Annotated in this window: 26 protein-coding genes; 15 read left to right on the top strand and 11 right to left on the bottom strand. The window is 69.1% G+C overall.

Annotation, left to right across the window (positions count from 1 at the left end):
• The first annotated feature begins 23 nt into the window (after positions 1 to 23).
• Both rpsR and rplI read left to right on the top strand, forming a co-directional pair.
• A complete protein-coding gene (rpsR, locus tag ACZ5DS_RS27720; RefSeq protein ID WP_003949403.1) occupies positions 24 to 260 on the top strand; it encodes a 30S ribosomal protein S18 in 237 nt (78 codons plus the stop codon).
• 18 nt (positions 261 to 278) lie between these two features.
• Complete coding sequence (gene rplI / locus ACZ5DS_RS27715) at positions 279 to 725, top strand: 50S ribosomal protein L9 (protein WP_392073901.1); 447 nt, start codon at positions 279 to 281, stop codon at positions 723 to 725.
• A gap of 136 nt (positions 726 to 861) precedes the next feature.
• On the opposite strand, the gene ACZ5DS_RS27710 is transcribed toward rplI, so the two are convergent.
• Complete coding sequence (locus ACZ5DS_RS27710) at positions 862 to 2199, bottom strand: MATE family efflux transporter (RefSeq protein WP_468243511.1); 1338 nt, start codon at positions 2197 to 2199, stop codon at positions 862 to 864.
• A 458-nt stretch (positions 2200 to 2657) separates the two neighbouring features.
• Here ACZ5DS_RS27710 and dnaB point away from each other — a divergent pair, with 458 nt between their 5' ends.
• The 3 genes from dnaB (at position 2658) to ACZ5DS_RS27695 (ending at position 7115) form a co-directional block, all read left to right on the top strand.
• Positions 2658 to 4136, top strand: coding sequence for a replicative DNA helicase (gene dnaB / locus ACZ5DS_RS27705; protein ID WP_468243508.1), 1479 nt, complete (start codon positions 2658 to 2660; stop codon positions 4134 to 4136).
• A gap of 447 nt (positions 4137 to 4583) precedes the next feature.
• Positions 4584 to 5501 carry an NADP-dependent oxidoreductase gene (locus tag ACZ5DS_RS27700; protein ID WP_468243506.1) on the top strand — a complete coding sequence of 306 codons (918 nt, stop codon included), beginning with the start codon at positions 4584 to 4586 and terminating at the stop codon, positions 5499 to 5501.
• A 228-nt stretch (positions 5502 to 5729) separates the two neighbouring features.
• Positions 5730 to 7115 carry a serine hydrolase domain-containing protein gene (locus ACZ5DS_RS27695; RefSeq protein ID WP_468243504.1) on the top strand — a complete coding sequence of 462 codons (1386 nt, stop codon included), beginning with the start codon at positions 5730 to 5732 and terminating at the stop codon, positions 7113 to 7115.
• Positions 7116 to 7170: 55 nt separating this feature from the next.
• On the opposite strand, the gene ACZ5DS_RS27690 is transcribed toward ACZ5DS_RS27695, so the two are convergent.
• On the bottom strand, positions 7171 to 7623 hold the full coding sequence (locus ACZ5DS_RS27690) for a GNAT family N-acetyltransferase (protein ID WP_468243501.1): 453 nt from the start codon (positions 7621 to 7623) through the stop codon (positions 7171 to 7173).
• A 9-nt stretch (positions 7624 to 7632) separates the two neighbouring features.
• Positions 7633 to 8091, bottom strand: coding sequence for a MarR family winged helix-turn-helix transcriptional regulator (locus tag ACZ5DS_RS27685; RefSeq protein ID WP_468243499.1), 459 nt, complete (start codon positions 8089 to 8091; stop codon positions 7633 to 7635).
• A gap of 143 nt (positions 8092 to 8234) precedes the next feature.
• Between ACZ5DS_RS27685 and ACZ5DS_RS27680 the strand changes: the two genes are divergently transcribed.
• Positions 8235 to 9443: an MFS transporter gene (locus ACZ5DS_RS27680; RefSeq protein ID WP_468243497.1), complete on the top strand. Its 1209-nt coding sequence runs from the start codon at positions 8235 to 8237 to the stop codon at positions 9441 to 9443.
• 99 nt (positions 9444 to 9542) lie between these two features.
• Positions 9543 to 9962, top strand: a complete 420-nt coding sequence (locus ACZ5DS_RS27675) for a GlcG/HbpS family heme-binding protein (RefSeq protein ID WP_468243495.1) — start codon at positions 9543 to 9545, stop codon at positions 9960 to 9962.
• Positions 9963 to 10036: 74 nt separating this feature from the next.
• Here the strand turns inward: ACZ5DS_RS27675 and ACZ5DS_RS27670 are convergent, their stop codons facing one another.
• Positions 10037 to 10903, bottom strand: a complete 867-nt coding sequence (locus ACZ5DS_RS27670; RefSeq protein ID WP_468243493.1) for a GNAT family N-acetyltransferase — start codon at positions 10901 to 10903, stop codon at positions 10037 to 10039.
• 150 nt (positions 10904 to 11053) lie between these two features.
• Between ACZ5DS_RS27670 and ACZ5DS_RS27665 the strand changes: the two genes are divergently transcribed.
• Both ACZ5DS_RS27665 and ACZ5DS_RS27660 read left to right on the top strand, forming a co-directional pair.
• A complete protein-coding gene (locus tag ACZ5DS_RS27665; protein ID WP_468243491.1) occupies positions 11054 to 11686 on the top strand; it encodes an HAD family hydrolase in 633 nt (210 codons plus the stop codon).
• Positions 11687 to 12009: 323 nt separating this feature from the next.
• Positions 12010 to 13578 carry a globin domain-containing protein gene (locus tag ACZ5DS_RS27660; RefSeq protein WP_468243488.1) on the top strand — a complete coding sequence of 523 codons (1569 nt, stop codon included), beginning with the start codon at positions 12010 to 12012 and terminating at the stop codon, positions 13576 to 13578.
• Positions 13579 to 13594: 16 nt separating this feature from the next.
• Here the strand turns inward: ACZ5DS_RS27660 and ACZ5DS_RS27655 are convergent, their stop codons facing one another.
• From ACZ5DS_RS27655 to ACZ5DS_RS27635, 5 genes are all read right to left on the bottom strand, one after another.
• Positions 13595 to 14077 carry an NUDIX domain-containing protein gene (locus tag ACZ5DS_RS27655; RefSeq protein WP_468243486.1) on the bottom strand — a complete coding sequence of 161 codons (483 nt, stop codon included), beginning with the start codon at positions 14075 to 14077 and terminating at the stop codon, positions 13595 to 13597.
• A gap of 87 nt (positions 14078 to 14164) precedes the next feature.
• Positions 14165 to 15070, bottom strand: coding sequence for a LysR family transcriptional regulator (locus tag ACZ5DS_RS27650; protein WP_468243484.1), 906 nt, complete (start codon positions 15068 to 15070; stop codon positions 14165 to 14167).
• A gap of 215 nt (positions 15071 to 15285) precedes the next feature.
• Positions 15286 to 16434: a cystathionine gamma-lyase gene (locus tag ACZ5DS_RS27645; protein WP_468243482.1), complete on the bottom strand. Its 1149-nt coding sequence runs from the start codon at positions 16432 to 16434 to the stop codon at positions 15286 to 15288.
• Positions 16431 to 16973, bottom strand: a complete 543-nt coding sequence (locus tag ACZ5DS_RS27640; protein WP_468243480.1) for a low molecular weight protein-tyrosine-phosphatase — start codon at positions 16971 to 16973, stop codon at positions 16431 to 16433. The genes ACZ5DS_RS27645 and ACZ5DS_RS27640 overlap by 4 nt, the downstream gene beginning before the upstream one ends.
• Before the next feature lie 6 nt (positions 16974 to 16979).
• The gene (locus ACZ5DS_RS27635; protein WP_468243478.1) at positions 16980 to 17357 is read right to left on the bottom strand and encodes a phage holin family protein; all 378 of its coding nucleotides are present in this window, start codon (positions 17355 to 17357) and stop codon (positions 16980 to 16982) included.
• Between the two features lie 60 nt (positions 17358 to 17417).
• Between ACZ5DS_RS27635 and ACZ5DS_RS27630 the strand changes: the two genes are divergently transcribed.
• The 4 genes from ACZ5DS_RS27630 (at position 17418) to ACZ5DS_RS27615 (ending at position 19778) form a co-directional block, all read left to right on the top strand.
• Positions 17418 to 17735 (top strand): cupin domain-containing protein, encoded by a 318-nt coding sequence (locus tag ACZ5DS_RS27630; RefSeq protein WP_468243475.1) that lies wholly within the window; start codon positions 17418 to 17420, stop codon positions 17733 to 17735.
• Positions 17736 to 17898: 163 nt separating this feature from the next.
• Positions 17899 to 18111: a DUF5326 family protein gene (locus ACZ5DS_RS27625; RefSeq protein WP_468243473.1), complete on the top strand. Its 213-nt coding sequence runs from the start codon at positions 17899 to 17901 to the stop codon at positions 18109 to 18111.
• 393 nt (positions 18112 to 18504) lie between these two features.
• Positions 18505 to 19239 carry an IclR family transcriptional regulator gene (locus tag ACZ5DS_RS27620; protein WP_468243805.1) on the top strand — a complete coding sequence of 245 codons (735 nt, stop codon included), beginning with the start codon at positions 18505 to 18507 and terminating at the stop codon, positions 19237 to 19239.
• Between the two features lie 101 nt (positions 19240 to 19340).
• Complete coding sequence (locus ACZ5DS_RS27615; protein ID WP_468243471.1) at positions 19341 to 19778, top strand: SsgA family sporulation/cell division regulator; 438 nt, start codon at positions 19341 to 19343, stop codon at positions 19776 to 19778.
• Positions 19779 to 19873: 95 nt separating this feature from the next.
• Here ACZ5DS_RS27615 and ACZ5DS_RS27610 read toward each other — a convergent pair whose 3' ends face one another.
• The gene (locus ACZ5DS_RS27610) at positions 19874 to 21445 is read right to left on the bottom strand and encodes a YibE/F family protein (RefSeq protein WP_468243468.1); all 1572 of its coding nucleotides are present in this window, start codon (positions 21443 to 21445) and stop codon (positions 19874 to 19876) included.
• A 237-nt stretch (positions 21446 to 21682) separates the two neighbouring features.
• On the opposite strand from ACZ5DS_RS27610, the gene thiC reads away from it, so the two are divergent.
• Positions 21683 to 23467: a phosphomethylpyrimidine synthase ThiC gene (thiC, locus tag ACZ5DS_RS27605; protein WP_468243466.1), complete on the top strand. Its 1785-nt coding sequence runs from the start codon at positions 21683 to 21685 to the stop codon at positions 23465 to 23467.
• Between the two features lie 83 nt (positions 23468 to 23550).
• A complete protein-coding gene (locus ACZ5DS_RS27600; protein ID WP_468243464.1) occupies positions 23551 to 24549 on the top strand; it encodes a WD40 repeat domain-containing protein in 999 nt (332 codons plus the stop codon).
• A gap of 118 nt (positions 24550 to 24667) precedes the next feature.
• Here ACZ5DS_RS27600 and ACZ5DS_RS27595 read toward each other — a convergent pair whose 3' ends face one another.
• A complete protein-coding gene (locus ACZ5DS_RS27595) occupies positions 24668 to 25531 on the bottom strand; it encodes a hypothetical protein (protein ID WP_468243461.1) in 864 nt (287 codons plus the stop codon).
• Positions 25532 to 25600 lie beyond the last annotated feature (69 nt).

Below are 25600 nucleotides of genomic sequence, written 5' to 3'. Positions count from 1 at the left end.
CTTGATCACACAGGAGAAACACCATGGCGAAGCCGCCTGTGCGCAAGCCGAAGAAGAAGGTCTGCGCTTTCTGCAAGGACAAGGTCACGTACGTGGACTACAAGGACACGAACATGCTGCGGAAGTTCATTTCCGACCGCGGCAAGATCCGTGCCCGCCGCGTGACCGGCAACTGCACGCAGCACCAGCGTGACGTCGCCACGGCCGTCAAGAACAGCCGTGAGATGGCGCTGCTGCCCTACACGTCCACCGCGCGATAAGGGAAGGGTGACCGACACATGAAGATCATCCTCACCCACGAGGTCTCCGGCCTCGGTGCCGCCGGCGACGTCGTCGACGTCAAGGACGGTTACGCTCGCAACTACCTCATCCCGCGGAAGTTCGCTATCCGCTGGACCAAGGGTGGCGAGCAGGACGTGGCGCAGATCCGCCGCGCCCGCAAGATCCACGAGATCCAGACCATCGAGCAGGCCAACGCTGTGAAGGCCCAGCTCGAAGGTGTCAAGGTCCGCCTGGCCGTCCGCTCCGGCGACGCCGGTCGACTCTTCGGTTCCGTCACCCCGGCCGACATCGCTTCCGCGATCAAGGCTTCCGGTGGCCCCGAGGTCGACAAGCGCCGCATCGAGCTGTCCGCTCCGATCAAGACCCTGGGCGCCCACGAGACGTCCGTGCGTCTGCACCCCGAGGTTGCCGCCAAGGTCAACATCGAGGTCGTCGCGGCCTGATCGCCGCGTGATCGCTGTGCTCGCTTGAGCCGGTGAAAGGGGCCGCATCCTTGACGGGGTGCGGCCCCTTTCCCATGCCGTGGGTGGCTACAGCGCGCTCATGTTTCACGTGAAACGGTCAGTGCGTCTGAAACGGTCAGCGCGTCGCACCCGTCACGATCCAGCGGCCCGACCGGGCGCGCAGCCAGAGGGTCAGCATCCTGACCGTCATCATGAGCGTCATGGCCGCCCAGAGTGCGGTGAGGCCGCCGCCCAGCGTGGGGACGAGTAGGCCCACCGGGGCGAACACTGCCAAGGTCAGCACCATGGCCCAGGCGAGGTACGGTCCATCGCCGGCGCCCATCAGGACACCGTCCAGGACGAAGACGATCCCGCAGACGGGCTGGGAGAGCGCAACCAGCAGCAGCGCGGGCAATGCCGCTCCCTTGACCACGGAGTCGCTGGTGAACAGCGGCAGGAACAGCGGCCGCGCGGCCACCACGAGTACGCCGAGTACGACACCGGTGGTGATGCCCCACCGGACCATGCGGCGGCAGGCCTCGCGGGCGCCCTGGGCGTCGTTCGCGCCGAGGTAGCGGCCGATGATGGCCTGCCCGGCGATCGCGATCGCGTCGAGGGCGAAGGCCAGCAGGCTCCACAGGGACAGGATGATCTGGTGGGCGGCGATGTCGGCGTCACCGAGGCGTGCGGCAACGGCCGTGGCGATCATGAGGATCGCCCGCAGGGACAGCGTGCGGACCAGCAGGGGCACTCCGGCCTGGGCCGAGGCCCGGATGCCGGCGGCGTCCGGGCGCAGGGAGGCTCCGTGCCGGCGGGCCCCACGCACGACCACGGTCAGATAGACCGCTGCCATGCCGCACTGTGCGATGACGGTGCCCCAAGCGGATCCTGCGATGCTGAGTCCCGCTCCGTAGACGAGTCCCGCGTTGAGTCCGGCGTTGGCGATGAAGCCCCCGACGGCGACATACAACGGGGTCTTGGTGTCGTGGAGGCCACGCAGCACACCGGTGGCGGCGAGGACGATCAGCATGGCAGGGATGCCGACGGCGGAGATGCGCAGGTACGTCGTGGCGTAGGGGGCCGCGGTGGCGGAGGCGCCGAAGACGTCCACGATGCTCCGACCCAGAGGAAGGACAAGGGCGATGACCGCCACACCGAGCAGCAGCGCGAGCCAGATGCCGTCCATGCCCTGGCGGATGGCCGCCCGGAGATCACCGGCACCGACGCGGCGAGCCACGGCGGCCGTGGTGGCGTAGGCCAGGAAGACGAAGACGCTCACGGCGGTCATGAGGAGGGCCGAGGCCACGCCCAGACCGGCGAGTTGGGCGGTGCCGAGGTGGCCGACGATCGCGCTGTCCACCATGACGAACAGGGGCTCGGCGACCAGCGCACCGAAGGCCGGGACGGCCAGCGCGATGATCTCTCGGTCGTGCCGGCGTCGGGTGGCCTGGGGGAGCGCTGGAGCCTGTGTCATGAGCACTAATCTAATCGTCCACAGGTAAGAGATGCAAAGGACTTGTGTCCCTTACCACTTGTCCCGACCCGTGCACATGCGCGCACCGTTCGAGGCGATCTTGGCCCGACTGGGGAAGTTTTTCTTCTGCACAGCCGGTGGACGGTAAAGGTGCACGTCAAAGCGGTGCGCTCGGCGAGATCGAGGGCTTGTTCACAGGGCTGTCCACCGGGTCGTGCACAGGTTTCGGTGGGTTCTCCACAGCATCGGGGCCGTCGTCCACATGACCTGTGGATAACCAGATTGGCTGACGGTGCCGACAGGCCTACCGTTGTCCGGCGCCTGCTCCTTCCCTCGGCCCGGGAAACGTCACAAAACCGACGCGCCAGAACCGGAGTTGGGCCTCTCATTTGTCAGTGTCGTGCCGTACAACAGAGGGCACGGCGAGGTCCGCCGTGCGGACGGGAGGAGGTGGCTCGGTGAGCATTTCCGAGCCCTTGGACGATCCGTGGGCCGACAGCGGACCCAGCGATCGTCTGCCCGCCTCCCGTCGCCGAAGCGACGGCGGCCGGGGTCGTGACGAACAGCACGACCGGGGCAGAGACAGCGGTGGCTGGGACGGCGGGGGCTCCTCCTTCGAACGGGTGCCGCCGCAGGACCTGGACGCCGAGCAGTCCGTCCTGGGCGGCATGCTGCTGTCCAAGGACGCCATCGCCGACGTCGTCGAGATCCTCAAGGGCCACGACTTCTACAAGCCCGCGCACGAGACGATCTACCAGGCGATCCTCGACGTCTACGCGAAGGGTGAGCCGGCCGACCCCATCACCATCGCCGCGGAACTCACCAAGCGCGGCGAGATCAACAAGGTCGGCGGGGCGTCGTATCTGCACACCCTCGTCCAGACCGTGCCGACGGCGGCCAACGCCGAGTACTACGCGGAAATCGTCCACGAGCGCGCGGTCCTGCGCCGTCTGGTCGAGGCCGGCACCCGTATCACGCAGATGGGATACGCGGCCGAGGACGACGTCGACGAGATCGTCAACCGCGCCCAGGCCGAGATCTACGCGGTCACCGAGCAGCGCACCAGCGAGGACTACCTCCCGCTCGGCGACATCATGGAAGGCGCCCTCGACGAGATCGAGGCGATCGGCTCGCGCAGCGGCGAGATGACCGGTGTGCCCACCGGCTTCACCGACCTCGACTCGCTGACCAACGGTCTGCACCCGGGTCAGATGATCGTCATCGCGGCCCGTCCCGCCATGGGTAAGTCCACGCTCGCGCTGGACTTCGCCCGCGCGGCATCGATCAAGCACAACCTGGCCAGCGTCATCTTCTCCCTCGAAATGGGGCGCAACGAAATCGCGATGCGTCTGCTGTCGGCCGAGGCGCGCGTGGCCCTGCACCACATGCGCTCGGGCACGATGACGGACGAGGACTGGACGCGCCTGGCGCGCCGGATGCCCGAGGTCTCCTCCGCGCCGCTCTACATCGACGACTCCCCGAACCTGTCGATGATGGAGATCCGCGCGAAGTGCCGGCGGCTGAAGCAGCGCAACGACATCAAGCTCGTGATCATCGACTATCTGCAGCTGATGCAGTCCGGTGGTTCCAAGCGCTCCGAGAGCCGTCAGCAGGAGGTCTCGGACATGTCCCGGAACCTCAAGCTCCTGGCCAAGGAGCTGGAGGTCCCGGTGATCGCGCTCTCGCAGCTCAACCGTGGTCCCGAGCAGCGCACGGACAAGAAACCCATGGTGTCCGACCTGCGTGAGTCCGGCTCCATCGAGCAGGACGCCGACATGGTGATCCTGCTGCATCGCGAGGACGCCTACGAGAAGGAGTCGCCGCGGGCGGGCGAGGCGGACATCATCGTGGGCAAGCACCGTAACGGCCCGACAGCGACGATCACCGTCGCCTTCCAGGGCCACTACTCGCGCTTTGTGGACATGGCCCAGATCTGACCCGGTCCGACTGCGGGGTCTCAAATTTCGCGCGGCACAATCTCATCTCCGATGGCACATCGATGGCACCTATGCCGTCGTTGTGAGACTCGCCGGCCGGCATGTCGTGAAACTGGAGACGAACATCCAGGTCACAGCGTCGGCGCATGACACCGAAAGTGAGAACCTACATCAACCTGCTGTTGGGTCTTACGGCTGATGTCGTAATCGCACGAGCCGTGTCGTATCGATGTCGTATGCGACATCGCCGTGAGACTAGCGCGTGGGTGGGTGTTGCTGCCCTGGGTGTGTGGTGCTCGTCGAGCTCCGGTTGGACTCGACGCGTTTCAGTGGTCCATCCGTCTGTGGTGACGGATCTTGTTGCCGTTCCTCTGTGGGCTAATCAGCACCACTCCATGGCTTGGGCGGCGCACAGAGCCGGCGAGCACGAGATATACGGAGGTACCAGTGAAGGCAATCGTCGCGACGGATCCGGGCGCGGAAGCAGCCGGGATCACACTCGCGGAGCGGCCTGAGCCGACGCCGGCGATCAACGACGTCGTCGTTGAAGTCCATGCGTCGGGCTTCGTCCCCGCGGAGTGGGAGTGGCCCTCGACGTGGGTCGATCGCGCCGGTCGCGATCGAGCCCCGGCGATCATCGGCCACGAGTTCGCCGGAGTGGTCACCTCCCTCGGCTACGGCACGACGGGGCTCTCGCTGGGACAGCGGGTGTTCGGGATCACGGACTGGCACCGCGATGGAACCCTGGCCGAGTACGCGGCCGTGGAGGCACGCAACCTGGCGCCGCTGCCGGGGAACGTCGACTTCACGGTGGGTGCGAGCCTGCCGATCTCCGGCCTGACCGCGTGGCAAGGTCTGTTCCAGCACGGTCGTCTTCAGGCGGGGCAGAGCGTCCTCGCACACGGCGCCGCCGGCGCAGTCGGGTCTGTGGTTACGCAGCTTGCCCGGGAGTTCGGCGCCTACGTCATCGGTACCGGGCGGGCGGCGGACCGCCAGGCGGCGCTCGACTTCGGCGCGAACGAGTTCCTCGACCTCGCCACCGAGGATCTCGACGACATCGGCGGGGTCGACGTGGTCTTCGATGTCATCGGCGCTGACATCCAAAGGCGCTCGGCGAGAATCATCCGGCCTGGCGGGACGCTGGTGACGGTTGTCGGGCCTGTTGAGGCTCGCCCTGTCGACGGCTTGGCGGTCGACTTCGTCGTCGAGTCCGTTCCGAGTCAGCTGGTGGAGATCGTCGACCGGGTGCGGGACGGGCGCCTTCGCACGCACATCGGAACCGTCGCGACCCTCGACGACGCCGTCCCCGCGCTCAACCCGACCGAGCGGCGCAAGGGCAAGACCGTCATTCGCGTGCGCCCCTGAGCGCCCTGGAATGGGCCGACAGCGGTGGTGGGCTGGACGACCGCTCACCTGCCCGGTGTCGGACGAGGAAATGCCACGGACTTGAGACTGATCATGGTGACACGGCCGTGAGACAACCAAGAAAGCCCAGGTCGCAAAAGATCGACATGTCGGACGCGGCGAGACCCTACATCCGGCTGCGGGGGAATTGCACTCGACGGATCGCGCCCCAGCGGATGGACTGGGCCCATGTCATCTCAGGAAGAACTGCTCCCGGGAACCCGGCGGGCGTTGCTGCACCGGATTGCTGTCGCTCAGGCCGAAGGCCGGGCGCCCTCACTGGTCGCCGCGGTTGTGCGGGACGGGCGGGCCGTATGGCACGGGGCGAGGTCCTCCGTGGACGGACACGGACCGGACGAGAATGTGCAGTACCGGATCGGGTCGATCACCAAGACGTTCACCGCCGTCCTGGTGCTGCGGCTGCGTGACGAGGGCCTCCTCGATCTCGGTGATCCGCTGGAGAAGCATCTGCCGGGCACCGGCGCGGGCGAGGCGACGATCGCCGAACTGCTCGCCCACACGGCCGGGTTGGCGGCCGAGTCGCCCGCCCCCTGGTGGGAGCGGACCCCGGGCTCGCTGCGCCCCGAACTGAGCGATGTCCTCGGCGAGCAGCCCCTTCTGCACCCCGTGGGCCGCCGCCACCACTACTCCAATCCCGGCTACACGCTGCTCGGCGCACTGGTGGAGGAACTCCGGGGCGCCCCCTGGGAGGAGGTGCTGCGCAGCGAGGTGCTCGAGCCGCTCGGCCTCCACCGCACCAGCGCCCAGCCCCAGGCGCCGCACGCGGGCGGATGGGCGGTGCATCCCTGGGCCGATGCACTGCTGCCCGAACCGCTGGAGGATCTCGGCCGGATGGCCCCGGCCGGCCAGCTGTGGTCCACCACCGGGGATCTTGCGCGGTTCGCAGCCTTCCTGGCCGGGGGAGACGACCGGGTGCTGAGTGCGGAGTCGGTGCGGGAGATGCGGGCGCCCGCGGCGCCTGCCGAGGTCGCCGACGTCGTGGAAGGGGCGACCTACGGCCTCGGCCTGCAGATCCAGCAGCGCGACGGCAGGCTCCTCGTCGGGCACTCCGGCTCGCTTCCGGGCTTTCTCGCGAACCTCACTGTCAGTGTGGAGGACGACGTGGCGGCGGTGGTGCTGGCCAACTGCACCAGCGGCCCGTTGCTAGGGGCGGTGGGTGCTGATCTCGTCCGTATCGTCGCCGAGGCGGAACCACGTATCCCGGAGCCGTGGCGTCCGCTGCGTGAAGTGGACCGGGAGGTCCTGGAGTTGGCCGGGCAGTGGTACTGGGGGACGCACGCCTTCGGCCTGCGGGTCACGGCGGACGGGCTGCTCGCGCTGGGACCGCTGACCGGCGGCGGCCGCCGGGCCCGCTTCCGTTCGAACGGAGACGGAACATGGACGGGCCTGGAGGGTTACTACGCCGGAGAGCCGCTGCGGGCCGTACGCCGCCCGGACGGGTCCGTGGACCATCTGGACCTCGGGTCGTTCGTGTTCACGCGGCAACCGTACGAAGAGGGGGCCGAGGTTCCCGGTGGGGTGGACCCCAAGGGCTGGCGAGGGATCGCGGACTAGCCGACTCATGAGCTGGGGGCGGGTGTTTCACGTGAAACACCCGCCCCTCGCCGTTTCAGATCTGGAGCTTGAAACCGACGTGCGAGGCGGTGAAGCCGAGCCGCTCGTAGAAGCGGTGGGCATCGGTGCGGCTGGTGTCGGAGGTCAGTTGCACCAACTGGCAGCCCTGGCGGCGGGATTCCTCGACAGCCCACTCGATGAACTGTGTGCCCAGGCCGCTGCCGCGCTCGTCGGCGTGGATGCGGACGGCCTCGATGATCGAGCGGGTCGCCCCCTTGCGGGAGAGTCCGGGGATGATGGTCAGCTGGAGGGTGCCGATGACACGGCCTTCGCGGACGGCCACGACGAGGTGCTGATTCGGGTCCGCGTTCAGCCGCTCCAGTGCTGCCAGATAAGGCGTCAGGTCGTCGAGTGACTCACGCTGGGCGCCCAGCGGGTCGTCGGCGAGCAGGGCGACGATCGCGGGCAGGTCGTCCGCGGTCGCACGGCGTATGTCGAGATCTCCCATGGCCGCACCCTATGCGGGCACGTTCAGGGACTCCACGACACGCACCAGCGGTGCCAGCTCGGGGTTCCTGGCCGCTTCGTCCAGAGCCTCGCGCAGGGCGGTGTCATTGGTGGGCCGTGCCTCCTCCAGCAACCGCAGACCTGCTTCCGTGACGTTGGTGTAGATGCCGCGACGGTCGGTGGGGCACAGATAGCGCTCCAGCAGGCCACGGTCCTCCAGGCGGGTCACCAGCCGCGTGGTGGCGCTCTGGCTGAGCACGACGGCATCGGCGACCTGCTTCATCTGCAGATGGCCGCCCTCGCCGTCGTGCTGTCGGCTGAGCACGTCGAGCAGGGAGTACTCGCGCACGCTCAGGTCGTGCTGGGCCTGCAGAGCGCGCTCGATGTGCGCCTCGATCCTCCCGTGCAGCAGAGAGAGGGCGCACCAGCCCTGGGCGAGGGCGGTGAGCGCGGGGTCCGTCGCTGTCATTGGCGTTTTCCTCCGTCCCGGAGCGGCTGGGTCCAGAGTAGAGCACCATCGCAATAGTCCGCGCTTGCATATAGCCCGCGTATGCAACTATTGTGAACGCACGCAAAGTGCTCCTGCAATCATCTGGGAAGGTGTACCCCCCCATGCCTCTCGCGCTTCTGGCCCTCGCGATCGGGGCCTTCGGAATCGGAACGACCGAGTTCGTGATCATGGGTCTGCTGCCCGAGGTTGCGGGAGATTTCGGCGTCTCCATCCCCACGGCGGGCCTGCTCGTGAGCGGCTACGCCCTCGGTGTAGTGATCGGCGCCCCGCTGATGACCGTGCTCGGCACCAAGGTCTCCCGCAAGCGGATGCTGATGCTGCTGATGGGCCTGTTCATCGTCGGAAACCTGCTCTCCGCAGTGGCCCCTGCCTTCGCCGTCATGCTGATCGGCCGGGTGATCGCCTCCCTCGCCCATGGTGCCTTCTTCGGCATCGGCTCGGTCGTCGCGGCCGAGCTGGTGGCTCCCGACAAGAGGGCCGGCGCGATCGCGATGATGTTCACCGGCCTGACCGTCGCCAATGTCGTCGGCGTCCCGCTTGGCACGCTCATCGGGCAGCACGTCGGCTGGCGCGTCACCTTCGGCATCGTCGCCGCCCTCGGCGTCATCGGCCTGGCCGGCGTCGCCAAGCTGGTGCCCGAGATGCCCAGGCAGGAGGGTGTGCACCTGCGCCATGAACTGGCCGCCTTCAAGAACGCCCAGGTCCTGCTCGCCATGGCGATGACCGTGCTCGGCTTCGGCGGCGTCTTCGCGGCCATCACCTACATCGCGCCCATGATGACCCACATCGCAGGCTTTGCCGACGGGTCGGTCACCTGGCTGCTGGTCCTCTTCGGCCTCGGTATGGTCGGCGGCAACCTCATCGGTGGCAGGTTCGCCGACCGCGCGCTGATGCCGATGTTGTACGTCTCCCTGGGCGCGCTGGCCGTCGTCCTCGCACTGTTCACGATCACTGCGCACCACAAGATCGCGGCCGCCGTGACCATCACCCTGATCGGCGCCCTCGGCTTCGCGACCGTCCCGCCGCTGCAGAAACGCGTCCTCGACCAGGCCCACGGCGCCCCGACGCTCGCGTCGGCCGTGAACATCGGCGCCTTCAACCTGGGCAACGCCCTCTCCGCCTGGCTCGGCGGCATGGTGATCGCGGCCGGCTTCGGCTACACCGCCCCCAACTGGGTCGGCGCCGCCCTCGCCGCAGCCGCCCTGGTCCTCGCCGTCCTCTCGGGCGCCCTGGAGCGCCGCGAGAGCGTACGGAGCGCCGTGATCGTCTCCGGGACGCCCGCCGCGCAGGGCACCGCCGTCCACCACTGAGCCCGCCCCTACCCGACCGCCGCCCGGGCCGCCGGTACCTACTCCGCGCCGGCCCGTGCGGCACCACCTCACGCACTACTGCACCAAGGAGACCGCTCCATGAGCACCACCACCGTCGCCCCGCTCACCACCGAGGACGCCGAACTGCTCGTCGCCACGGCCCGTCGTACGGCCGAGGAGGCCGGAGCCACCGTCAGCATCACCGTCCTGGACGCCGGCGGCCACCTGCTCGCCTTCCGCCGGGACGACCGGGCCGTACTGATCTCCGGCGAGACCAGCACCCGTAAGGCTTACACCGCGCTCCAGTTGAACGCAGCCACAGCCGACCTCGTCGACACCGTCCAGCCCGGCGGCCTCTTCCACACGCTGCCCACGGCCCTGGACCGGCCCCTGCTCTTCATCGCGGGCGGTCTCCCCGTCCACCGGGACGGCCGTCTGATCGGTGCGGTCGGCGTCGGCGGCGGTACGCCGGACCAGGACCACGGCTTCGCTTCGGCAGCCGTTCAGGCGCTTGTCTGACCGCACTCCCCAGAGACGTGACAACGCCGGCTACCGCCCTTGAGCGGCGGGCCGGCGTTGTGCCGTACGACTGCTCAGCCCGCGGCCACCGTCAGCGGCGCGAAACGGCGCGTCCAGTCCCCCGGCAGATCCGTGATGCCGTAGGCCATGACGGCGTTGAAGGCCACGGACGCCAGCCCCCGCGCCTTGGCCCAGGCCAGCAGCTCCTCGTGGCGCACGTCGATGTCGGTGCGCAGCGGGCGGTCCGTGTGGGCCGCGAGCGAGGTGATGAGGGCCTGGGCCGTCTCGGTGTCCCGGGCGATCAGCGGGCCGACGACATGGGTGTCCATGTTGGGCCATGCGGCTGTGTAGCCGATGATCCGGCCGTCCTCCTCGGCCACACGCAGCTGGTCGGCGAAGGCGGGCAGACGCGTGATGAGGGGAGTGCGGTCGGCGCCGAACACCTCCTCGTCGAGACGGACGATCGAGGGCAGGTCCTCCGCGGTGGCAGCACGCGTTGACACCGCGAGTTCCGGCCCGCCGGGGGTGAAGTACCCCGTCAGCATCTCCGCCCGGCCCGTGACCTTGAAGCCCAGTTCTTCGTAGAGGGGACGTCCGTTGGGCGTGGCGTGCAGGGTCAGCGGTGTGGTGCCCATGGCGGCTACGACATGCTGCATCAGACGGCGTCCGACACCCTGGCGGGAGTGACGCTCGGCCACCAGGACCATGCCGATGGCGCCGAGGGCGGACCGTTCCCAGGAACCGTACTCCGTCACGACGCACGCGGCGACGAGCCCGCCCTCGGGGTCGTCGATGCCATAGCCCTTCCCGGCTGTGAGGAGGAAGCCCCACTTGTGTTCCTCGCGTGGCCACCCCCGATCCTCGGACAAGTCGGCGCAGGCGGTGAGATCGCGGAGCGTCAGTCGACGGATGGGCAGTGCGGCGAGGGAAGGAGTTGGCACGCAGGTCAGGCTGTCCGACCGGCACCCCTGACGTCCACCTGTTTCGCGGCAGACGCAGGTGCTTTTGGCCATGCCGTGGCCAATCGCACAGGTCCCGGAAAGGTGGGGGTGTTTCACGTGAAACATCGGGAGGGTCATTAGCCTCGGGCCATGGCGAGACTCCATCTCTTCGACCTCGATGGCACATTGCTGCACGGCTCCACCGCTCCTTTGGAGATCTCCCGCCAGTTGGGCAGGGAGACGGAGACCGTGGCGCTGGACCGGGCGCTCACGGAGGGGAGGATAGGCCCGCCGGAGTATGCAACCCGGGTGTACGACCTTTGGGTCGAGTTGACTGAGGCGCAGGTGAGCGCGGCCTTCGAAGCGGCTCCCTGGCTGGCCCGGATTCGTGAGGTATGGGCGGAGATCAGAGGTGTGGGCGACTACTGCGCGGTGGTGTCGCTCTCACCGTCCTTCTTCGTGGAACGTCTCCTCGGCTGGGGTGCACACGCGGCCTGTGGTTCACGCTTTCCCGCCGTGCCGTTCACCGAGCCCGTGGACCCGGCCGGGGTGCTCAGCGCCGCGGCGAAGGTGACCATCGCGGACCGGCTCTGCCAGGAGTTCGGTGTGAGTCGGGCGGACTGTGTCGCGTACGGCGATTCACTGTCGGACAAGGAGTTGTTTGCTGCTGTACCGGTTTCCGTCGCGGTCAATGCGGACGGCCACCTGTCCGGACTGGCCACCTATTCCTACACCGGGCGGGATCTGTGGGATGCCTATGAATTGGTGACACGCGTCCGGTAGTTGAAAGAGATCATGGTTCGCCCGTTGCTCATGTCATGGGGATGCAAGGGGGGACTTGTGCCCATGGCGACGGCCGGTAGGGTCGACTCCGGTTCACGTCCGGGATGGAGTGCACGCATCCCGTGCGGGCCGAGAGCAGGGCAGTCAGCCTAACGGGACGAAGAGATCGAAGACCCGCGTTTCCGCGTACACGGTCGCGGCATCCGCTCAGGATGGGATGCTGCGGAGATAGTGCTACGGCTGGCCGCCCGCCGGGGGAAAGCAGGCACCTCCCAGGGAGGAGGTGTGCAGACCGACCGATAGATGTTCGAGGCGAGGGCACCATGGACGCTCCGACCACCACGTCGGGGGAGAACGGCATAACGGGCGGCGGCGGCTGGTTCACGCCGCGGAAGACGCCTTCGACCCCGCCCGACGGTGATCAGGAGACGCCTGAGGGGCGCAGGCCCGCGGTGATACGCCCGGTGGGTCGGCCGAACTGGGAGGGCACCGCCGACCCCGCGCCGGAGGCACCCGCCGCTCACCCCGTGGCCGACGCCCCTGCTGTGGGGCCCACTCCGGGCGCTCCCGCCGCCCCTCCTTCGTCGAACACTCCCCTCGCACACCCCGCCCCCGATGCTCCCGCAGCGCAACCCACCGGGCCTCCCGCGCCGGTCCCGCCCGGTGCTCCGCGCCCATGGCCGGCCGAGGCTCCCGAGCCTTCTCGCCCGGTGGCCCCCGGGACCACCGAATCAGAGCGTGTACCCGCTCAACGCTCCGCCCCGCCCGCCGAGGAGGCCTCACCGGACGCGGTCGTCATCCGCCGCACCATGGCCGAGATCGCTCCCATCGCCGACAAGGTCACCTCCTACTTCTACGCGCTCCTCTTCGTCCGCCACCCCGACCTGCGCCCGATGTTCCCGCCCGCGATGGACACCCAGCGGGACCGGCTGCTGAAGGCTCTCCTCACCGCCGCCGAGCACATCGACAACAAGCCCGTCCTCGTCGACTATCTGCAGAACCTGGGCCGTGGACACCGGAAGTACGGCACGCGCGCCGAGCACTACCCGGCCGTGGGCGAATGCCTCATCGGTGCGTTGAGCAAGTACGCCGCCGCACTCTGGAATCCGGAGATCGAGGCGGCCTGGGTACGGGCCTACACGACGATCTCCCAGGTGATGATCGACGCCGCGGCGGCGGACGAGCTACGCGCCCCGGCCTGGTGGCACGCCGAGGTCGTCGCGCATGACCTCAGGACCTCCGACGTCGCGGTCGTCACCGTCCGCCCGGACCAGCCCTATCCCTTCCTCGCTGGGCAGTACGCCAGCATGGAGACGCCCTGGTGGCCCCGGGTCTGGCGGCACTACTCGTTCGCCTCGGCGCCCCGTTCGGACGGTCTGCTGACGTTTCACGTGAAGGCCGTCCCGGCCGGCTGGGTCTCCAACGCGCTGGTGCACCGCGCCCGGCCCGGAGACGTCATACGCCTGGGTCCGCCGACCGGCTCGATGACCGTCGACCACACCGCCGACAGCGGACTGCTCTGCCTGGGCGGCGGCACCGGCATAGCGCCCATCAAGGCCCTGGTCGAGGATGTCGCGGAGCACGGCCGCCGCCGTACGGTCGAGGTCTTCTACGGCGCCCGCACCGGCCACGACCTGTACGACATCGACACCATGCTCAGGCTCCAGCAGAGCCATCCGTGGCTCTCCGTCCGGGCCGTCATCGACCAGCAGGCCCATCTCCAGCTTCCCGACGCCATAAGGGAGTACGGGCCCTGGAACGAGTTCGACGCCTACCTCTCGGGTCCGCCAGGGATGATCCGCAACGGGGTCGACGCCCTGCGGGACATCGGCATCCCCTCGGATCGCATACGGCACGACTCGGTCGAGGAGCTGATCGTCGTAGGGAACTGAGCGGCCGGCTCTTCCGCTATCCGAGGTCGGGGGCGTGCATGGCGCGGACGCCCTCGATGTTGCCGTCCAGGTAGTGGCGCAGCGACAGCGGCACGAGGTGGACGGAGGCGATGCCGACCCGGGTGAACGGGACCCGGACGATCTCGTACTCGCCCGCCGGCTCATCCACTTCGGGGCCGTGGCGCAGCGAGGGGTCCATGGACTCCAGCCGGCAGACGAAGAAGTGCTGTACCTTCACGCCGGTCGCGCCGCCGTCCTCGCCGATGTGCTCCACGGTGTCCACGAAGCAGGGCACGACGTCGGTGATCTTGGCGCCGAGTTCCTCGTACACCTCGCGGTGCAGGGCGTCGACGACGGTCGGGTCCGCGGGTTCGACCCCGCCACCGGGCGTGACCCAGTAGGGATCGACCCCGGGCTTGGTGCGCTTGATCAGGATCAGGTCGTCACCGTCCAGAAGAACAGCACGGGCGGTGCGCTTGACCACGGGTCGGACGGTCATGGGAGAAATGTGGCCCGGCTGGTTCCACGTGAAACATCGCATAGCGCCACTACCCGAACGCACCGCGTGAAGCCCGGAGTGAACGGCTCAGCACCAGCTCGCGGCCGACTGCTGGAGCCACTCATGCGCCCGCGCGATGTGCGGCATGGCGAGCGTTCCCGTACGCACTGCCAGGAAGTACGTGCGCAGCGGCGGCACCGCGGGGTCGTGCAGTGTGACGATCTCGCCGCGCTCGAGACCTGAGGCGCACAGATAACGGGGCAGCACCGCCAGTCCGGCGCCCGCGATCGCACAGGCGAGCACCGCGCGCAGATCAGGGACGATGACCGTGCCCGAGGCCGCCGGGCGCGAGTCGAAGACGGAGGCCCAGTAGCGCGAGACGAAGGGCAGCGACTCATGGACCTCGACGACCGGCAGGTTCTCCAGCGCGGGTGCCCCTTTGCGGCGCAGCGCTCCGGGGCCGATCCGCTCGGCCCAGCGCGGGGCGGCGACCAGCATGTGCTCCTCGTCGCACAGCGGGGTGGCGGTCAGCAGGGCGCCGCGGGGCCTGGCGGTGCTGATGGCCAGGTCATGGTGTCCGGCGGCCAGCCCCTCGAGCGTCTCCTCCGCGGTGCCGAACGAGGCGCGCAGCGCGAAGCCCTGGCCGTCGTCGCCGGTCAGCTCCGTCAGGGCGGGAAGCGCGCGTTCGGCGGTGAACTCCGGCGGGCCGGCGAGATGCAGCGTCCGTAACGAGGACTCGTCGTCCAGGCCGGTCTCGGCTATTTCGACCAAGGCGTCGAGATGCGGCGCGGCCTTGTGGGCGAGTTCGTCGCCGATGGTCGTGGGCGTCACACCGCGGGCCTGCCGTAGGAAGAGGGGGCGGCCCAGCTGGCGCTCCAGAGTGCGGATCTGGGAGGTGACGGCCGGCTGGGAGAGGCCCAGCAGGGCGGCGGCGCGGGTGAAGGAACCGGCCCGGTGCACGGTGACGAAGGTGCGCAGCAAGGCCAGATCCATGGCACGCCCTCCCCTTTCCCTGCCCTCCTCCGGCCCCCGGCAGGCACCAACTATAAATAAGTCGATAGGTCTCTGTCGCTACCGTGATTGGACACTGACAGAGAGTCAACTAGCCTTGTTCGCGCGGTTCTTCGCGCGCGGAACCGGGGGCGGTCCGAGCCACGAGGGGGGAGGCTCGGACCGCCGGCAGGGCGGGAGGGCAACGTTCGAACCAGTCACTGTGCCGACTCGTCCAGAGCCCGCACCACATCCGCCACCAGGTCTGCGGGATCCTCGGCGCCCACGGACATGCGGATGAAGCCCTCCGGGACCGGGTCTCCGCCCCAGCGGCCGCGGCGTTCGGCCGTGGAGCGCACCCCGCCGAAGCTCGTCGCATCCTCGACCAGGTGCAGTGCCTGGAGGAATCGCTCGGCACGCGCGCGCGTGGGCAGCGTGAAGGAGACCACACAGCCGTAGCGGCGCATCTGCTGCGAGGCGATCTTGTGCGCCGGGTCGTCGGGCAGCCCCGGATAGCGCAGCCCCGAGACCTCGGGCCGCTGCCGCAGGGCTTCGGCGACCGCCAGGGCCGTCGCGTTCTGCCGGTCGATGCGCAACTGGAGCGTGGCGAGGGAGCGGTGCGCGAGCCAGGCCTCCATGGGCCCCGAGATCGCGCCGACGATCTTGCGCCAGCGACGCACGGCGGCCATCGCCTCGGCATCACGACCGGTGACATAGCCCAGCAGGACATCACCGTGCCCGGTCAGCTGCTTGGTGCCACTGGCCACGGAGAAGTCGGCGCCCAGCTCCAGCGGGCGCTGCCCGAGCGGGGTGGCGAGGGTGTTGTCGACGGCCACCAGCGCACCGCGCGCGTGGGCCGCCTCCGCCAGCCGCCGGATGTCGCACACGTCGAGCCCCGGGTTCGACGGCGACTCGATCCACAGCAGCCGGGCGCCGTCGAGGACCTCCAGCTGGGCGTCGCCGCCGGTGGGCGCGGTGCGCACCTCGATGCCGTACGCCTCCAGCTGGGCGCGGACCAGGGGCAGCACCTGGTAGCCGTCGGAGGGCAGGACGACCGCGTCGCCCGCGCGCAGCTGGGAGAACAGCACCGCGGAGATCGCCGCCATCCCGGAGGGGAACACCAGCGTCTCGACATCGTCCTGCCCGGGCGCCTCCAGCTCGGCGATCGCGCGCTGCAACAGGGTCCAGGTCGGGTTGTCGTCACGGCCGTAGGCATACGGACCCGACACCTCGCCCGGCAGGTGGTAGTGGGCGGCGAACACCGGCCCGGGCAGGGTCGGTTCGTTCTTGACGGGCTCGGGCAGTCCGGCCCGTACCGCGCGCGTGCCGTCACCGATGTGATCCGCGTCCTTGCCGGCGTCGCTCATGCGGCCCGTCCCTCCAGTTGTTCCCGCACGGCGGCGAGCAGGCCGGTGCTCGCCGCCTCCACCATCGCAAGGCACTCCTCGAAGCCGTCCCGTCCCCCGTAGTACGGGTCCGGTACGTCGAGGTCGTCGTCGGCCCATTCAGAAGGGGCGTGCGAAGCATTCGTTGAGGGGTGGTGGTCGGGCGACGGGCGGGCGTACGCACGCAGCAGGCGCACCTTCCGGGCGTCCTCCTCGGTGGGCGCGAGCCGGCGCAGGGCCTTGAGGTGGCCGCTGTCGAGGGCGATCACCAGATCGAGGCGGGCGAACCATGAGGGCTGGAACTGGCGAGCGATGTGCTCGGTGCCGTAGCCGTGTTCATCGAGGACCGAGACGGCGCGCGGGTCGGCGGCATCCCCCTCGTGCCAGCCGCCGGTGCCGGCGCTGTCGACCTCCACCAGGCCCTCGAGACCGGCCTCCTCGAGGCGTGCGCGGAAGACGGATGCGGCCATCGGGGAGCGGCAGATGTTGCCGGTGCAGACGAAACAGACGCGATAGGTCATGGGGGCTCAGTCCTCGTCGGGCAGCACGAGGTGCAGCGCCCACGAGACGATGGAGATGATCAAGCCGCCGAGGACGGCGGTCCAGAATCCCTCCACGTGGAAGCTCAGGTCGAGCTTTCCGCACACCCAGGAGGTCAGCAGCAGCATCAGCGCGTTGACGACCAGGGTGATCAGTCCGAGGGTCAGAATGAACAACGGAAAGGTGAGCACCTTCACGACCGGCTTGACCAGGAAGTTCACCAGGCCGAAGATCAGCGCGACCACGATCAGCGTGCCGGCCTTCTTGGCCGTGTTGTCACCCGTGAGGGTGATCTTGTCGAGCAGCCACACGGCGACGGCCAGGGCGCCCGCGTTGGCGATCGTCTTGACTACGAAATTCTTCATGTGTCTGATCGTGGCAGACCAGATCGACGGCGAGCAGTGGGGCGAGGGCGAACAACGGCGATGAAGGCATTCCGGCTGGATGAACTGGAGGCGGAGCGCGCCGCCAATGAGGGGGCCTACCTGCAGTTCCTGCGGGAGCGGAATATGTCGGTCGGCCTGTACGCCCTGAACGCGGGCGAGCACGACCCGCAGAAGCCGCACAACCAGGACGAGGTGTACTTCGTCGTCAGCGGTCGTGCCTCGATCACGGTCGGTCTGGAGACCACCCAGGTGGCGCGGGGCAGCGTGGTGTACGTACCGGCCGGCGTTGCCCACAAGTTCCACCACATCACCGAGGATCTGCGGGTTCTGGTCGTCTTCTCTCCGCCTGAGGCCTGATCCCGGTCTCGGGGTTCCCTAGGGGGCGGGTCAGGGGACAGCAAGGGATGCGAGGCCCCCGCGGCGCCCCTGGCGGCCCTAGCATCGAAGGCAGACATCGAGGACTGCGTCCACGGCAGCGCGCAGTGCGCCGTGAACGCACCGGAACGCAAAGGACGAGGGCATGCGAGAGATCTTCGCGGGGCTGCCGTGGTGGGTGAAGTGGGTCGCGGTGCCGGTCATCGCCCTGGTCGTGTTCGGCAGCCTGATAGCGACCGTGGTCGGCTTCGTGATCGGCCTGCTCTTCAAGGCGCTGATCTTCGTCGCCCTGGTCGGCGGACTGATCTACATCGTGCGCAAGTTCATGTCGAACTCCTCGTCGCGCAGCGACTGGTGACGCACGGGGGAGCCGGTGAGCGGTAACGAAAAGCACCGGTTCCCTCGGGGGAGGGAAGTTTCCCCGGCAGACCGTCTGCATGCGGTGGCAGGCGGTTAGAGTCCGGAACCCCATGCGGGGCCCGGCCCCGCGGGCGGCGTACACCCCCACCCGTGTTCTCTCCGCACGGGTTGCCTCCACCTCGCGCTTCGGGAGTGACCCTTGGCCACGGTAGACACCGCACCGGAACCCCACGCACCCCCCACCCCGCCGCACTCCTGCGCACCCCCCGCGCAGCCGCCACCCACCGTGGCCGTCCCCGGACAACCACACACGGCACCCGTCCCCGGACCATCGTGCTCCGGACCATCACACTGCGACGACGCCCCGGGGCAGCCACCCACCGCGACCCTCATCGGATCCGTCCAGCGCGCGATGCGCCTGCTGGAAACCGTCGCGGCACACGCGTACGGCGCTCCCGCCAAGCAACTCGCCCGCGAGACCGGCCTCGCCCTGCCCACGACCTATCACCTGTTGCGAACCCTCGTGCACGAGGGCTATTTGCGCCGCGAAAAAGGGCTCTTCTTCCTCGGCGACGCGGTCGAGCGGCTGAGCAGCAGTGGAGCGCAGCAGAAACGTCGCAGCGTGGTGGCCGACACCCTCGCACACTGGCGCGATTCCATCGGTGTGCCGCTGTACTACGCGATGTACCGGGACGGCGAGATCGAGGTCATGTGCGTCTCCGACTCGCCGGAGGCCCCGGCGGTCGAGGAGTGGGCCGACTTCCGCGAGACGGGCCATGCGCACGCGATCGGACAGTGCCTGCTCTCCCAGCTGGACGAGGACGCCCGCCGGGACCACCTGTCCCGCTATCCGGTGCAGCCCATCACGCCGTACACCGTGCGGGACAACCACGCCCTGCTGCGCCGGCTGGCCCGGATGCCGCGGATGGAGCCGGTGGTGGAGCGGCAGGAGTACGCGCTCGGCACGGTCTGCGCGGCGATTCCGATCACGGTCGGTACCACGGCGGCCACGATGGCCATCTCGCTCCCTGCCCACCAGGCCGACCGGCTGCTGCCCGCCGCGCACCGTCTGCAGGCCGAGATCGGGCGCCATCTGGGCTCGTTGACGCTCTCTATCAGTATCTGAAAACTCACTCCTTGTGATCTGCTGTGTACGTTCAGCAAGATTTGACCACGGTCGAGGGGATCAATCCCGGCCAGTCGATGTCATATATGACGGGGTAGGCGATGCGCGAATCGGTAGAGGCAGAAGTCATGATGAGCTTTCTCGTGTCGGAGGAGCTCTCCTTCCGCATTCCGGTGGAGTTGCGCTACGAGACCTGCGATCCCTATGCCGTGCGGCTGACCTTCCATCTGCCCGGGGATGCCCCGGTGACCTGGGCCTTCGGCCGCGAGCTGCTCATCGACGGGGTCGGACGGCCGTGCGGGGAGGGGGACGTGCACATCGCGCCCGCCGACTCCGACATGCTGGGCGAGGTGCTGATCCGGCTTCAGGTCGGCAGCGACCAGGCCCTGTTCCGCTCCTCGGTGCCGCCGCTCGTGGCCTTCCTCGACCGCACGGACAGGCTCGTGCCGCTCGGCCAGGAGAGCGCGCTGGCCGACTTCGACGCCCACCTCGACGAGGCCCTGGACCGCATCCTGGCCGAGGAACAGAGCGCCGGCTGAAGCGATACGGCACCAGGGACGCCGGGCGTTCCGTCGTGCCGCGTGAGACTGTGCAGGAACGCTTCTTCGGCAGGATTCCGGACCGGCGGGCCCGCTCATCGCTTCCGGCGCCGTCCCCTGCCGCCGCGCGCCGGAGCGGGCTGGGCCCCGACAGGGGCCGCCGTTTCCGGAGCCGGCCGGTCGGCCGACACCACCAGGGCGGCGAGGGCGGTGGTCACCGGGACCGAGGCGACCAGGCCGATCGAGCCCACCAGCGTGCGCACGATCTCCTCGGCCACCAGCTCGCTGTTGGCCACCGTGCCCACGCTGCTCTGCGCAATCGAGAACAGCAGCAGCAGCGGCAGCGCGGCACCGGCGTAGGCCAGCACGAGGGTGTTGACCACGGAGGCGATGTGGTCGCGGCCGATCCGGATACCCGCCCGGTACAGCCCGCGCCAGCCCATCGCCGGATTGGCCTCGTGCAGCTCCCAGACCGCCGATGTCTGTGTCACCGTCACATCGTCCAGGACGCCCAGCGAGCCGATGATGACGCCGGCCAGCAGCAGACCGCTCATGTCGATCGACGGATACAGGCCGTGGATGAGACCGGTGTTGTCGTCCGTGTTGCCGGTGAGCGCGGCCCAGTCGATGAACTCCGAGCCGAGGACACCGATCAGCAGCAGGGAGACCAGCGTGCCGAGCACGGCGACGGACGTACGGGCCGACAACCCATGGCACATGTAGAGCGCGATGAGCATGATCGCGCTCGACCCGACGACGGCGACCAGCAGCGGATTCGACCCCTGCAGGATCGCGGGCAGGATGAACAGCGTCAGTACCAGGAAGCTGACCGCGAGCGCGATCAGCGCCATGACACCGCGCAGCCGGCCCACCACCACGACGGCGAGCGCGAAGATTCCCGCGAGCAGCGTCATCGGGAACTTCCGGTTCACATCGGTGACGGAGTACTGCAGTTCCTTCGGCGCCGAGGGCTCGTAGGCGACCACGACCTTCTCGCCCTGGTGCAACTGTCGTGACTGGTCCGGCTGCACGATTTCGGTGAACGTACGGCCCTGGTCCTTGCCGGTGTCGACCCGGACCGTCGCCTTCTTGCAGGTGCCCTTCGCCTCCTGCTGCGCCGAGTTGCCCTCGGCGGTGGAGGTGTCGCCGGTCGGGGTGTCCCCCGAGGCGTTCACCGACTTGCAGCTGACCTCGACGACCTTGGTGACCGTAGCCTGCTGGGTCTGGCGGTCGAAGCCCACACCGGTGCGCTCGTGCGGCGGGGCTCCCCCGGGCCAGAGCAGCGCCAGACCGACCACCACCGCGGCCGTGAACGGGATCAGGATCGCCGCGATGACCTTGCGCAGATGCTTCGAGACGGGCGCGGCGGGTCCGTGGCTGTGACCGTGCGAGTGGCCATGGCCGCCGCCCGGACCGGGTCCGGGCGGGTGCCCGTTGCCGCCGTCGCCGCCCGAGGCGTGGGCGTGCCCGTGTCCTTGAGCATGCCCGGTTCCCTGACCGGGGCGCACCGGCCCGTGGTCGTGGCCGCCACCGCTGCCGCGGCGGGGGTTATGACCGGGTCCGTAACCGGTTCCGTGGCCGTCGTCGCCGTGTCCGCCGCCCTGTCCTGAGCCGCCTCCGCGCGGCGGCTCAGGCGGCGGGTACGGGTACTGCTCCATTGTGGTCACCGCCCGATCATCGCAAGAACGACAGGGGCCCCCTGTTCACCGCGCCCGAATTGACGCTAGCGTGGAGGCACCTTTGCACACGCGGGAGCTCGGAGCACCGGGCTGAGAGGGCGCTGACCTCCGTACTCGCGATGTTTCACGTGGAACGTGGTTTCACGGGGAACATCGACAGACGGAAACCGCTGCGTCGACCGCCGAACCTGTTACCGGGTAATGCCGGCGTAGGGAGTAGGTCTCATGACCAACAAGGACGCACGCACGCCTGCCTCCGTCCAGGACGAGAAGTCCCAGGAGGCCGGGAAGTCCATCGGCTGGCACAAGGCATACGTCGAGGGCACCCGCCCCGACCTGCGGGTGCCGGTCCGCCAGGTGCACCTCACCAACGGGCAGTCGGTCACGCTGTACGACACATCGGGCCCGTACACCGATCCACTCGTCGACACCGACGTCCGCAGGGGCCTGCCGCCGCTGCGGGAGAACTGGATCATCGCCCGCGGCGACACCGAGGAGTACGCGGGCCGTCCCGTCCGCCCCGAGGACGACGGGATCAAGCACACCTCGCCGCGCGGCGGGCTGCGCAACCTGGACGCGGTCTTCCCCGGGCGCCCGCGTCAGCCGCGCCGGGGCCGTGACGGCACGGCGGTCACGCAGCTCGCCTACGCGCGCCGGGGCGAGATCACCCCGGAGATGGAGTACGTGGCCATCCGCGAGAACGTCTCTCCCGAGGTGGTCCGCGAGGAGATCGCGGCGGGCCGCGCGGTGCTGCCGGCCAACGTCAACCACCCGGAGATCGAGCCGATGATCATCGGCAAGCGATTCCTGGTGAAGGTCAACGCCAACATCGGCAACTCCGCGGTCACCTCCTCCATCGAGGAGGAGGTCGAGAAGATGACCTGGGCGACCCGCTGGGGCGCGGACACGGTCATGGATCTCTCCACCGGCCGCAACATCCACACCACCCGCGAGTGGGTGCTGCGCAACTCCCCCGTCCCCATCGGCACGGTGCCGCTCTACCAGGCGCTGGAGAAGGTCGACGGCAAGGCCGAGGAACTGACCTGGGAGATCTACAAGGACACCGTCATCGAGCAGGCCGAGCAGGGCGTGGACTACATGACCGTCCACGCGGGCGTGCGCCTGCCGTACGTGCCGCTCACCGCCAACCGCAAGACCGGCATCGTCTCGCGCGGCGGCTCGATCATGGCCGCGTGGTGCCTGGCGCACCACAAGGAGTCGTTCCTGTACGAGAACTTCGAGGAACTCTGCGAGATCCTCGCCGCCTACGACGTCACGTACTCGCTCGGCGACGGCCTCCGGCCGGGCTCGATCGCGGACGCCAACGACGAGGCGCAGTTCGCGGAGTTGCGCACGCTCGGGGAACTCAACCGGATCGCCAAGCGTTTCAACGTACAGACCATGATCGAGGGCCCGGGCCATGTCCCGATGCACAAGATCAAGGAGAACATCGACCTTCAGCAGGAGATCTGCCATGAAGCTCCGTTCTATACGCTCGGCCCGCTGACGACGGACATCGCGCCGGCGTACGACCACATCACCTCCGGCATCGGTGCCGCGATGATCGCCTGGTGGGGCACGGCGATGCTCTGCTACGTCACGCCCAAGGAGCACTTGGGCCTGCCCAACCGTGACGACGTCAAGACCGGCGTCATCACCTACAAGATCGCCGCCCACGCAGCCGACCTCGCCAAGGGGCACCCCGGTGCGCAGGAGTGGGACGACGCGCTGTCCGACGCCCGCTTCGAGTTCCGGTGGGAGGACCAGTTCAACCTCGCCCTGGACCCGGACACGGCACGGGAGTTCCACGACGAGACCCTCCCGGCCGAGCCGGCCAAGACGGCCCACTTCTGCTCCATGTGCGGGCCGAAGTTCTGCAGCATGAAGATCTCGCAGGACATCCGCCGCGAACACGGCGGCACCAAGACGGAGATCGAGGAGGGCATGGCCCAGAAGTCGAAGGAGTTCGCGGCCGCGGGTAACCGGGTGTACCTGCCGTTGGCGGACTAGGACGCAGCAGGGGCGCTGCTTCCTGAGGCGGAAGTGTCCGGGAAGCAGCCCCGGCAGAGTTCGGTGGTTACGGGGGGATAGCCATGGAGTCCGTGGTTGTGCTGGAGACGATGTCTCCGGTCCGGTCGCTCGTCTGGCAAGGTGACGGTCTGGCCGATCCGTTGGGCGGCCGTGCCTGGGACCCTGCCGGTGTGGAGCGTGAGGCGTCCATCGACCACGATCCCGGGTTCGACAGATGCGTCGTCTCCCCGTCCGGCCGCTACACCGTCGTCTACACCGAGCGCGGAACCAGAGCTCTGCTGCTGGAAGGGGCCCGCCCTCTCCGGGAGCTGACACGCAGCCCGTATCACGCCGATTCCTTCGACTACCCCGTGACACTGGGCGTCCTGCGGGACGGTCGCGAGATCCTGGTCCACTGTCCGGATCAGTATCACGTCCTCCAGGTCGAGGAGGTGGAGTCGGGCAAGCGGCTCACCGAGGGCGCACGGGCAGAGCGGGACGTGTTCCACTCCCGGCTGTCGGTGAGTCCCGACGGCAGGCATCTGCTCGTGGCCGGCTGGGTGTGGCAGCCGTACGGCATCGCCGAGGTCTTCGACCTGGACCAGGCGCTGACGGACCCGGCCGTTCTGGACAGAGACGGAGTGCTGTCGATGCAGCCGGGCCTCGACGCCGAAGTGGCCGCGGCGTGCTGGCTCGACAGCGACCGCGTGGTGGTCGCGACCAGTGAATACACCCTCGATGACGAAGAGGAGGCGCCTGCCCTGGGCACTCGGCAACTCGGCGTCTGGTCCCTGTCCGAGCGCCGCTGGCTGCACCGGAACGACGTGGATTTCGAGGTCGGCACGCTGCTCGCAGGAGGTGGCCGGGTCATCTCCCTGCAGGGGCGTCCCCGGCTGATCGACATAACCACCGGTGCGGTGATGGAGGAATGGCCCACGGTGGTTGCGTCGCGGCGGGAGGGGTCCATGGGAGCCGCCCATGAGCCGACCTCGGTCGCGGCGCTGCACCCCGACGGGACCCGCCTGGCGATCGCTCAGGCCGGAGGCATCGCGGTGGTCCGGCTGCCGGATCCGACGCCATGACCGGGGCGACTTGGGCGCAGTTCCGGTCGGTACGAAGACCGCTCGGGTCAGGGGCGTCACGGGCGGGCGCGAGCGGCCGGGTGTCCGGCCGCGCCCCTGGCGGGGGGCGCAAGCCGGGCTATTCCGGCTGGTGTTCCGGGCCGCCGAAGTCGGGGCTCGTGTAGTCCGGGCTGGTGAAGCTCGGACGCCCGGAGGCGGAGCCGTCGTCGGGGCTGCTGAAGCCGGGCCGGTCGTAGCCGAGGCGCGGCATGCGGCCGGTCGGGGCCGACGGGGCCGTGCGGTGCAGGGCTGCCGTGCCGGGCTGGGCGAGCGCTTCCCGTAGGAACGGCAGGATGCCGCGCTCCAACAGAGTCTCCCGCCAGGCCTCTCTGGCCCTGGCGACCTCTGCCCTCGCCGCGTCGTGGGTTCCGGCTTCCGCCGCGGCGCTGTTGCGCAGGGCGGTGAGCAGCAGCCCGATGGCGGCGACGAGGATCGCGGCCGCGGCCACGGCGCCGAACACCCATCCCGCGGTGAGCATGGTCTGGGCGAAGGCCTGGCCGGGGGCTAGCATCTTCAGGATGTAGCCGACGAGCAGGAAGATCGCCGCAGCGGTCCCGGCGAGGACGGGCGCCAGTACCGCGATCACGGCGACGGCGCCCGCTCCGGTGGTCTCGGCGGCTTCGCCGAGGGTGGTGGCGAGCCCCATCGCGTCCGTACCCGGCTCGGCGGAACCGGAATCGCCGGCGGACGCGGGGGTGGACGGCGCCGGGTGACGCAGTTCCTCGCGGACCTTCACGTAGTGCTGGTACTCGGTCGCCGCGGCCGCTGTGATGAGCGCGGAGGCGTTGAGCGCCATGGTGCGCAGTTGTTCGGGGTTGAGCCGCTGTCCGACAGCGGCCAGTTCCGGTCGGTGTGGTGCGGAGCGCAGCGCCTCATCGAGGACCCGCTCGAATTCCTGGCGGTCCTCGCTCAGCAGGTGCTGCGGAACGCTGTTCATGTGCATCCCCCGATGCTCCGTAGGGCTTGGGGCTCGCACGCCGGCGAGCCGTCGGGCAGAAACGGAGGGGAGCCT

The sequence above is a fragment of the Streptomyces sp. NPDC031100 genome (assembly GCF_055570785.1).
Note: the sequence above shows the minus strand (reverse complement) of the source record. Positions and strands in the feature narration are given on the sequence as shown.

What these genes read in the sequence shown, in the direction of transcription:
- ACZ5DS_RS27650 (WP_468243484.1), bottom strand. Translation starts at nt 15,070, where the DNA reads ATGGATCTGGCCTTGCTGCGCACCTTCGTCACCGTGCACCGGGCCGGT.
- ACZ5DS_RS27655 (WP_468243486.1), bottom strand. Translation starts at nt 14,077, where the DNA reads ATGACCGTCCGACCCGTGGTCAAGCGCACCGCCCGTGCTGTTCTTCTG.
- ACZ5DS_RS27685 (WP_468243499.1), bottom strand. Translation starts at nt 8,091, where the DNA reads ATGACAGCGACGGACCCCGCGCTCACCGCCCTCGCCCAGGGCTGGTGC.
- ACZ5DS_RS27660 (WP_468243488.1), top strand. Translation starts at nt 12,010, where the DNA reads ATGGACGCTCCGACCACCACGTCGGGGGAGAACGGCATAACGGGCGGC.
- ACZ5DS_RS27665 (WP_468243491.1), top strand. Translation starts at nt 11,054, where the DNA reads ATGGCGAGACTCCATCTCTTCGACCTCGATGGCACATTGCTGCACGGC.
- ACZ5DS_RS27645 (WP_468243482.1), bottom strand. Translation starts at nt 16,434, where the DNA reads ATGAGCGACGCCGGCAAGGACGCGGATCACATCGGTGACGGCACGCGC.
- ACZ5DS_RS27680 (WP_468243497.1), top strand. Translation starts at nt 8,235, where the DNA reads ATGCCTCTCGCGCTTCTGGCCCTCGCGATCGGGGCCTTCGGAATCGGA.
- ACZ5DS_RS27595 (WP_468243461.1), bottom strand. Translation starts at nt 25,531, where the DNA reads ATGCACATGAACAGCGTTCCGCAGCACCTGCTGAGCGAGGACCGCCAG.
- ACZ5DS_RS27675 (WP_468243495.1), top strand. Translation starts at nt 9,543, where the DNA reads ATGAGCACCACCACCGTCGCCCCGCTCACCACCGAGGACGCCGAACTG.
- ACZ5DS_RS27690 (WP_468243501.1), bottom strand. Translation starts at nt 7,623, where the DNA reads ATGGGAGATCTCGACATACGCCGTGCGACCGCGGACGACCTGCCCGCG.
- ACZ5DS_RS27615 (WP_468243471.1), top strand. Translation starts at nt 19,341, where the DNA reads ATGCGCGAATCGGTAGAGGCAGAAGTCATGATGAGCTTTCTCGTGTCG.
- ACZ5DS_RS27600 (WP_468243464.1), top strand. Translation starts at nt 23,551, where the DNA reads ATGGAGTCCGTGGTTGTGCTGGAGACGATGTCTCCGGTCCGGTCGCTC.
- ACZ5DS_RS27625 (WP_468243473.1), top strand. Translation starts at nt 17,899, where the DNA reads ATGCGAGAGATCTTCGCGGGGCTGCCGTGGTGGGTGAAGTGGGTCGCG.
- thiC (WP_468243466.1), top strand. Translation starts at nt 21,683, where the DNA reads ATGACCAACAAGGACGCACGCACGCCTGCCTCCGTCCAGGACGAGAAG.
- rpsR (WP_003949403.1), top strand. Translation starts at nt 24, where the DNA reads ATGGCGAAGCCGCCTGTGCGCAAGCCGAAGAAGAAGGTCTGCGCTTTC.
- ACZ5DS_RS27630 (WP_468243475.1), top strand. Translation starts at nt 17,418, where the DNA reads ATGAAGGCATTCCGGCTGGATGAACTGGAGGCGGAGCGCGCCGCCAAT.
- ACZ5DS_RS27635 (WP_468243478.1), bottom strand. Translation starts at nt 17,357, where the DNA reads ATGAAGAATTTCGTAGTCAAGACGATCGCCAACGCGGGCGCCCTGGCC.
- ACZ5DS_RS27695 (WP_468243504.1), top strand. Translation starts at nt 5,730, where the DNA reads ATGTCATCTCAGGAAGAACTGCTCCCGGGAACCCGGCGGGCGTTGCTG.
- ACZ5DS_RS27710 (WP_468243511.1), bottom strand. Translation starts at nt 2,199, where the DNA reads ATGACACAGGCTCCAGCGCTCCCCCAGGCCACCCGACGCCGGCACGAC.
- rplI (WP_392073901.1), top strand. Translation starts at nt 279, where the DNA reads ATGAAGATCATCCTCACCCACGAGGTCTCCGGCCTCGGTGCCGCCGGC.
- ACZ5DS_RS27640 (WP_468243480.1), bottom strand. Translation starts at nt 16,973, where the DNA reads ATGACCTATCGCGTCTGTTTCGTCTGCACCGGCAACATCTGCCGCTCC.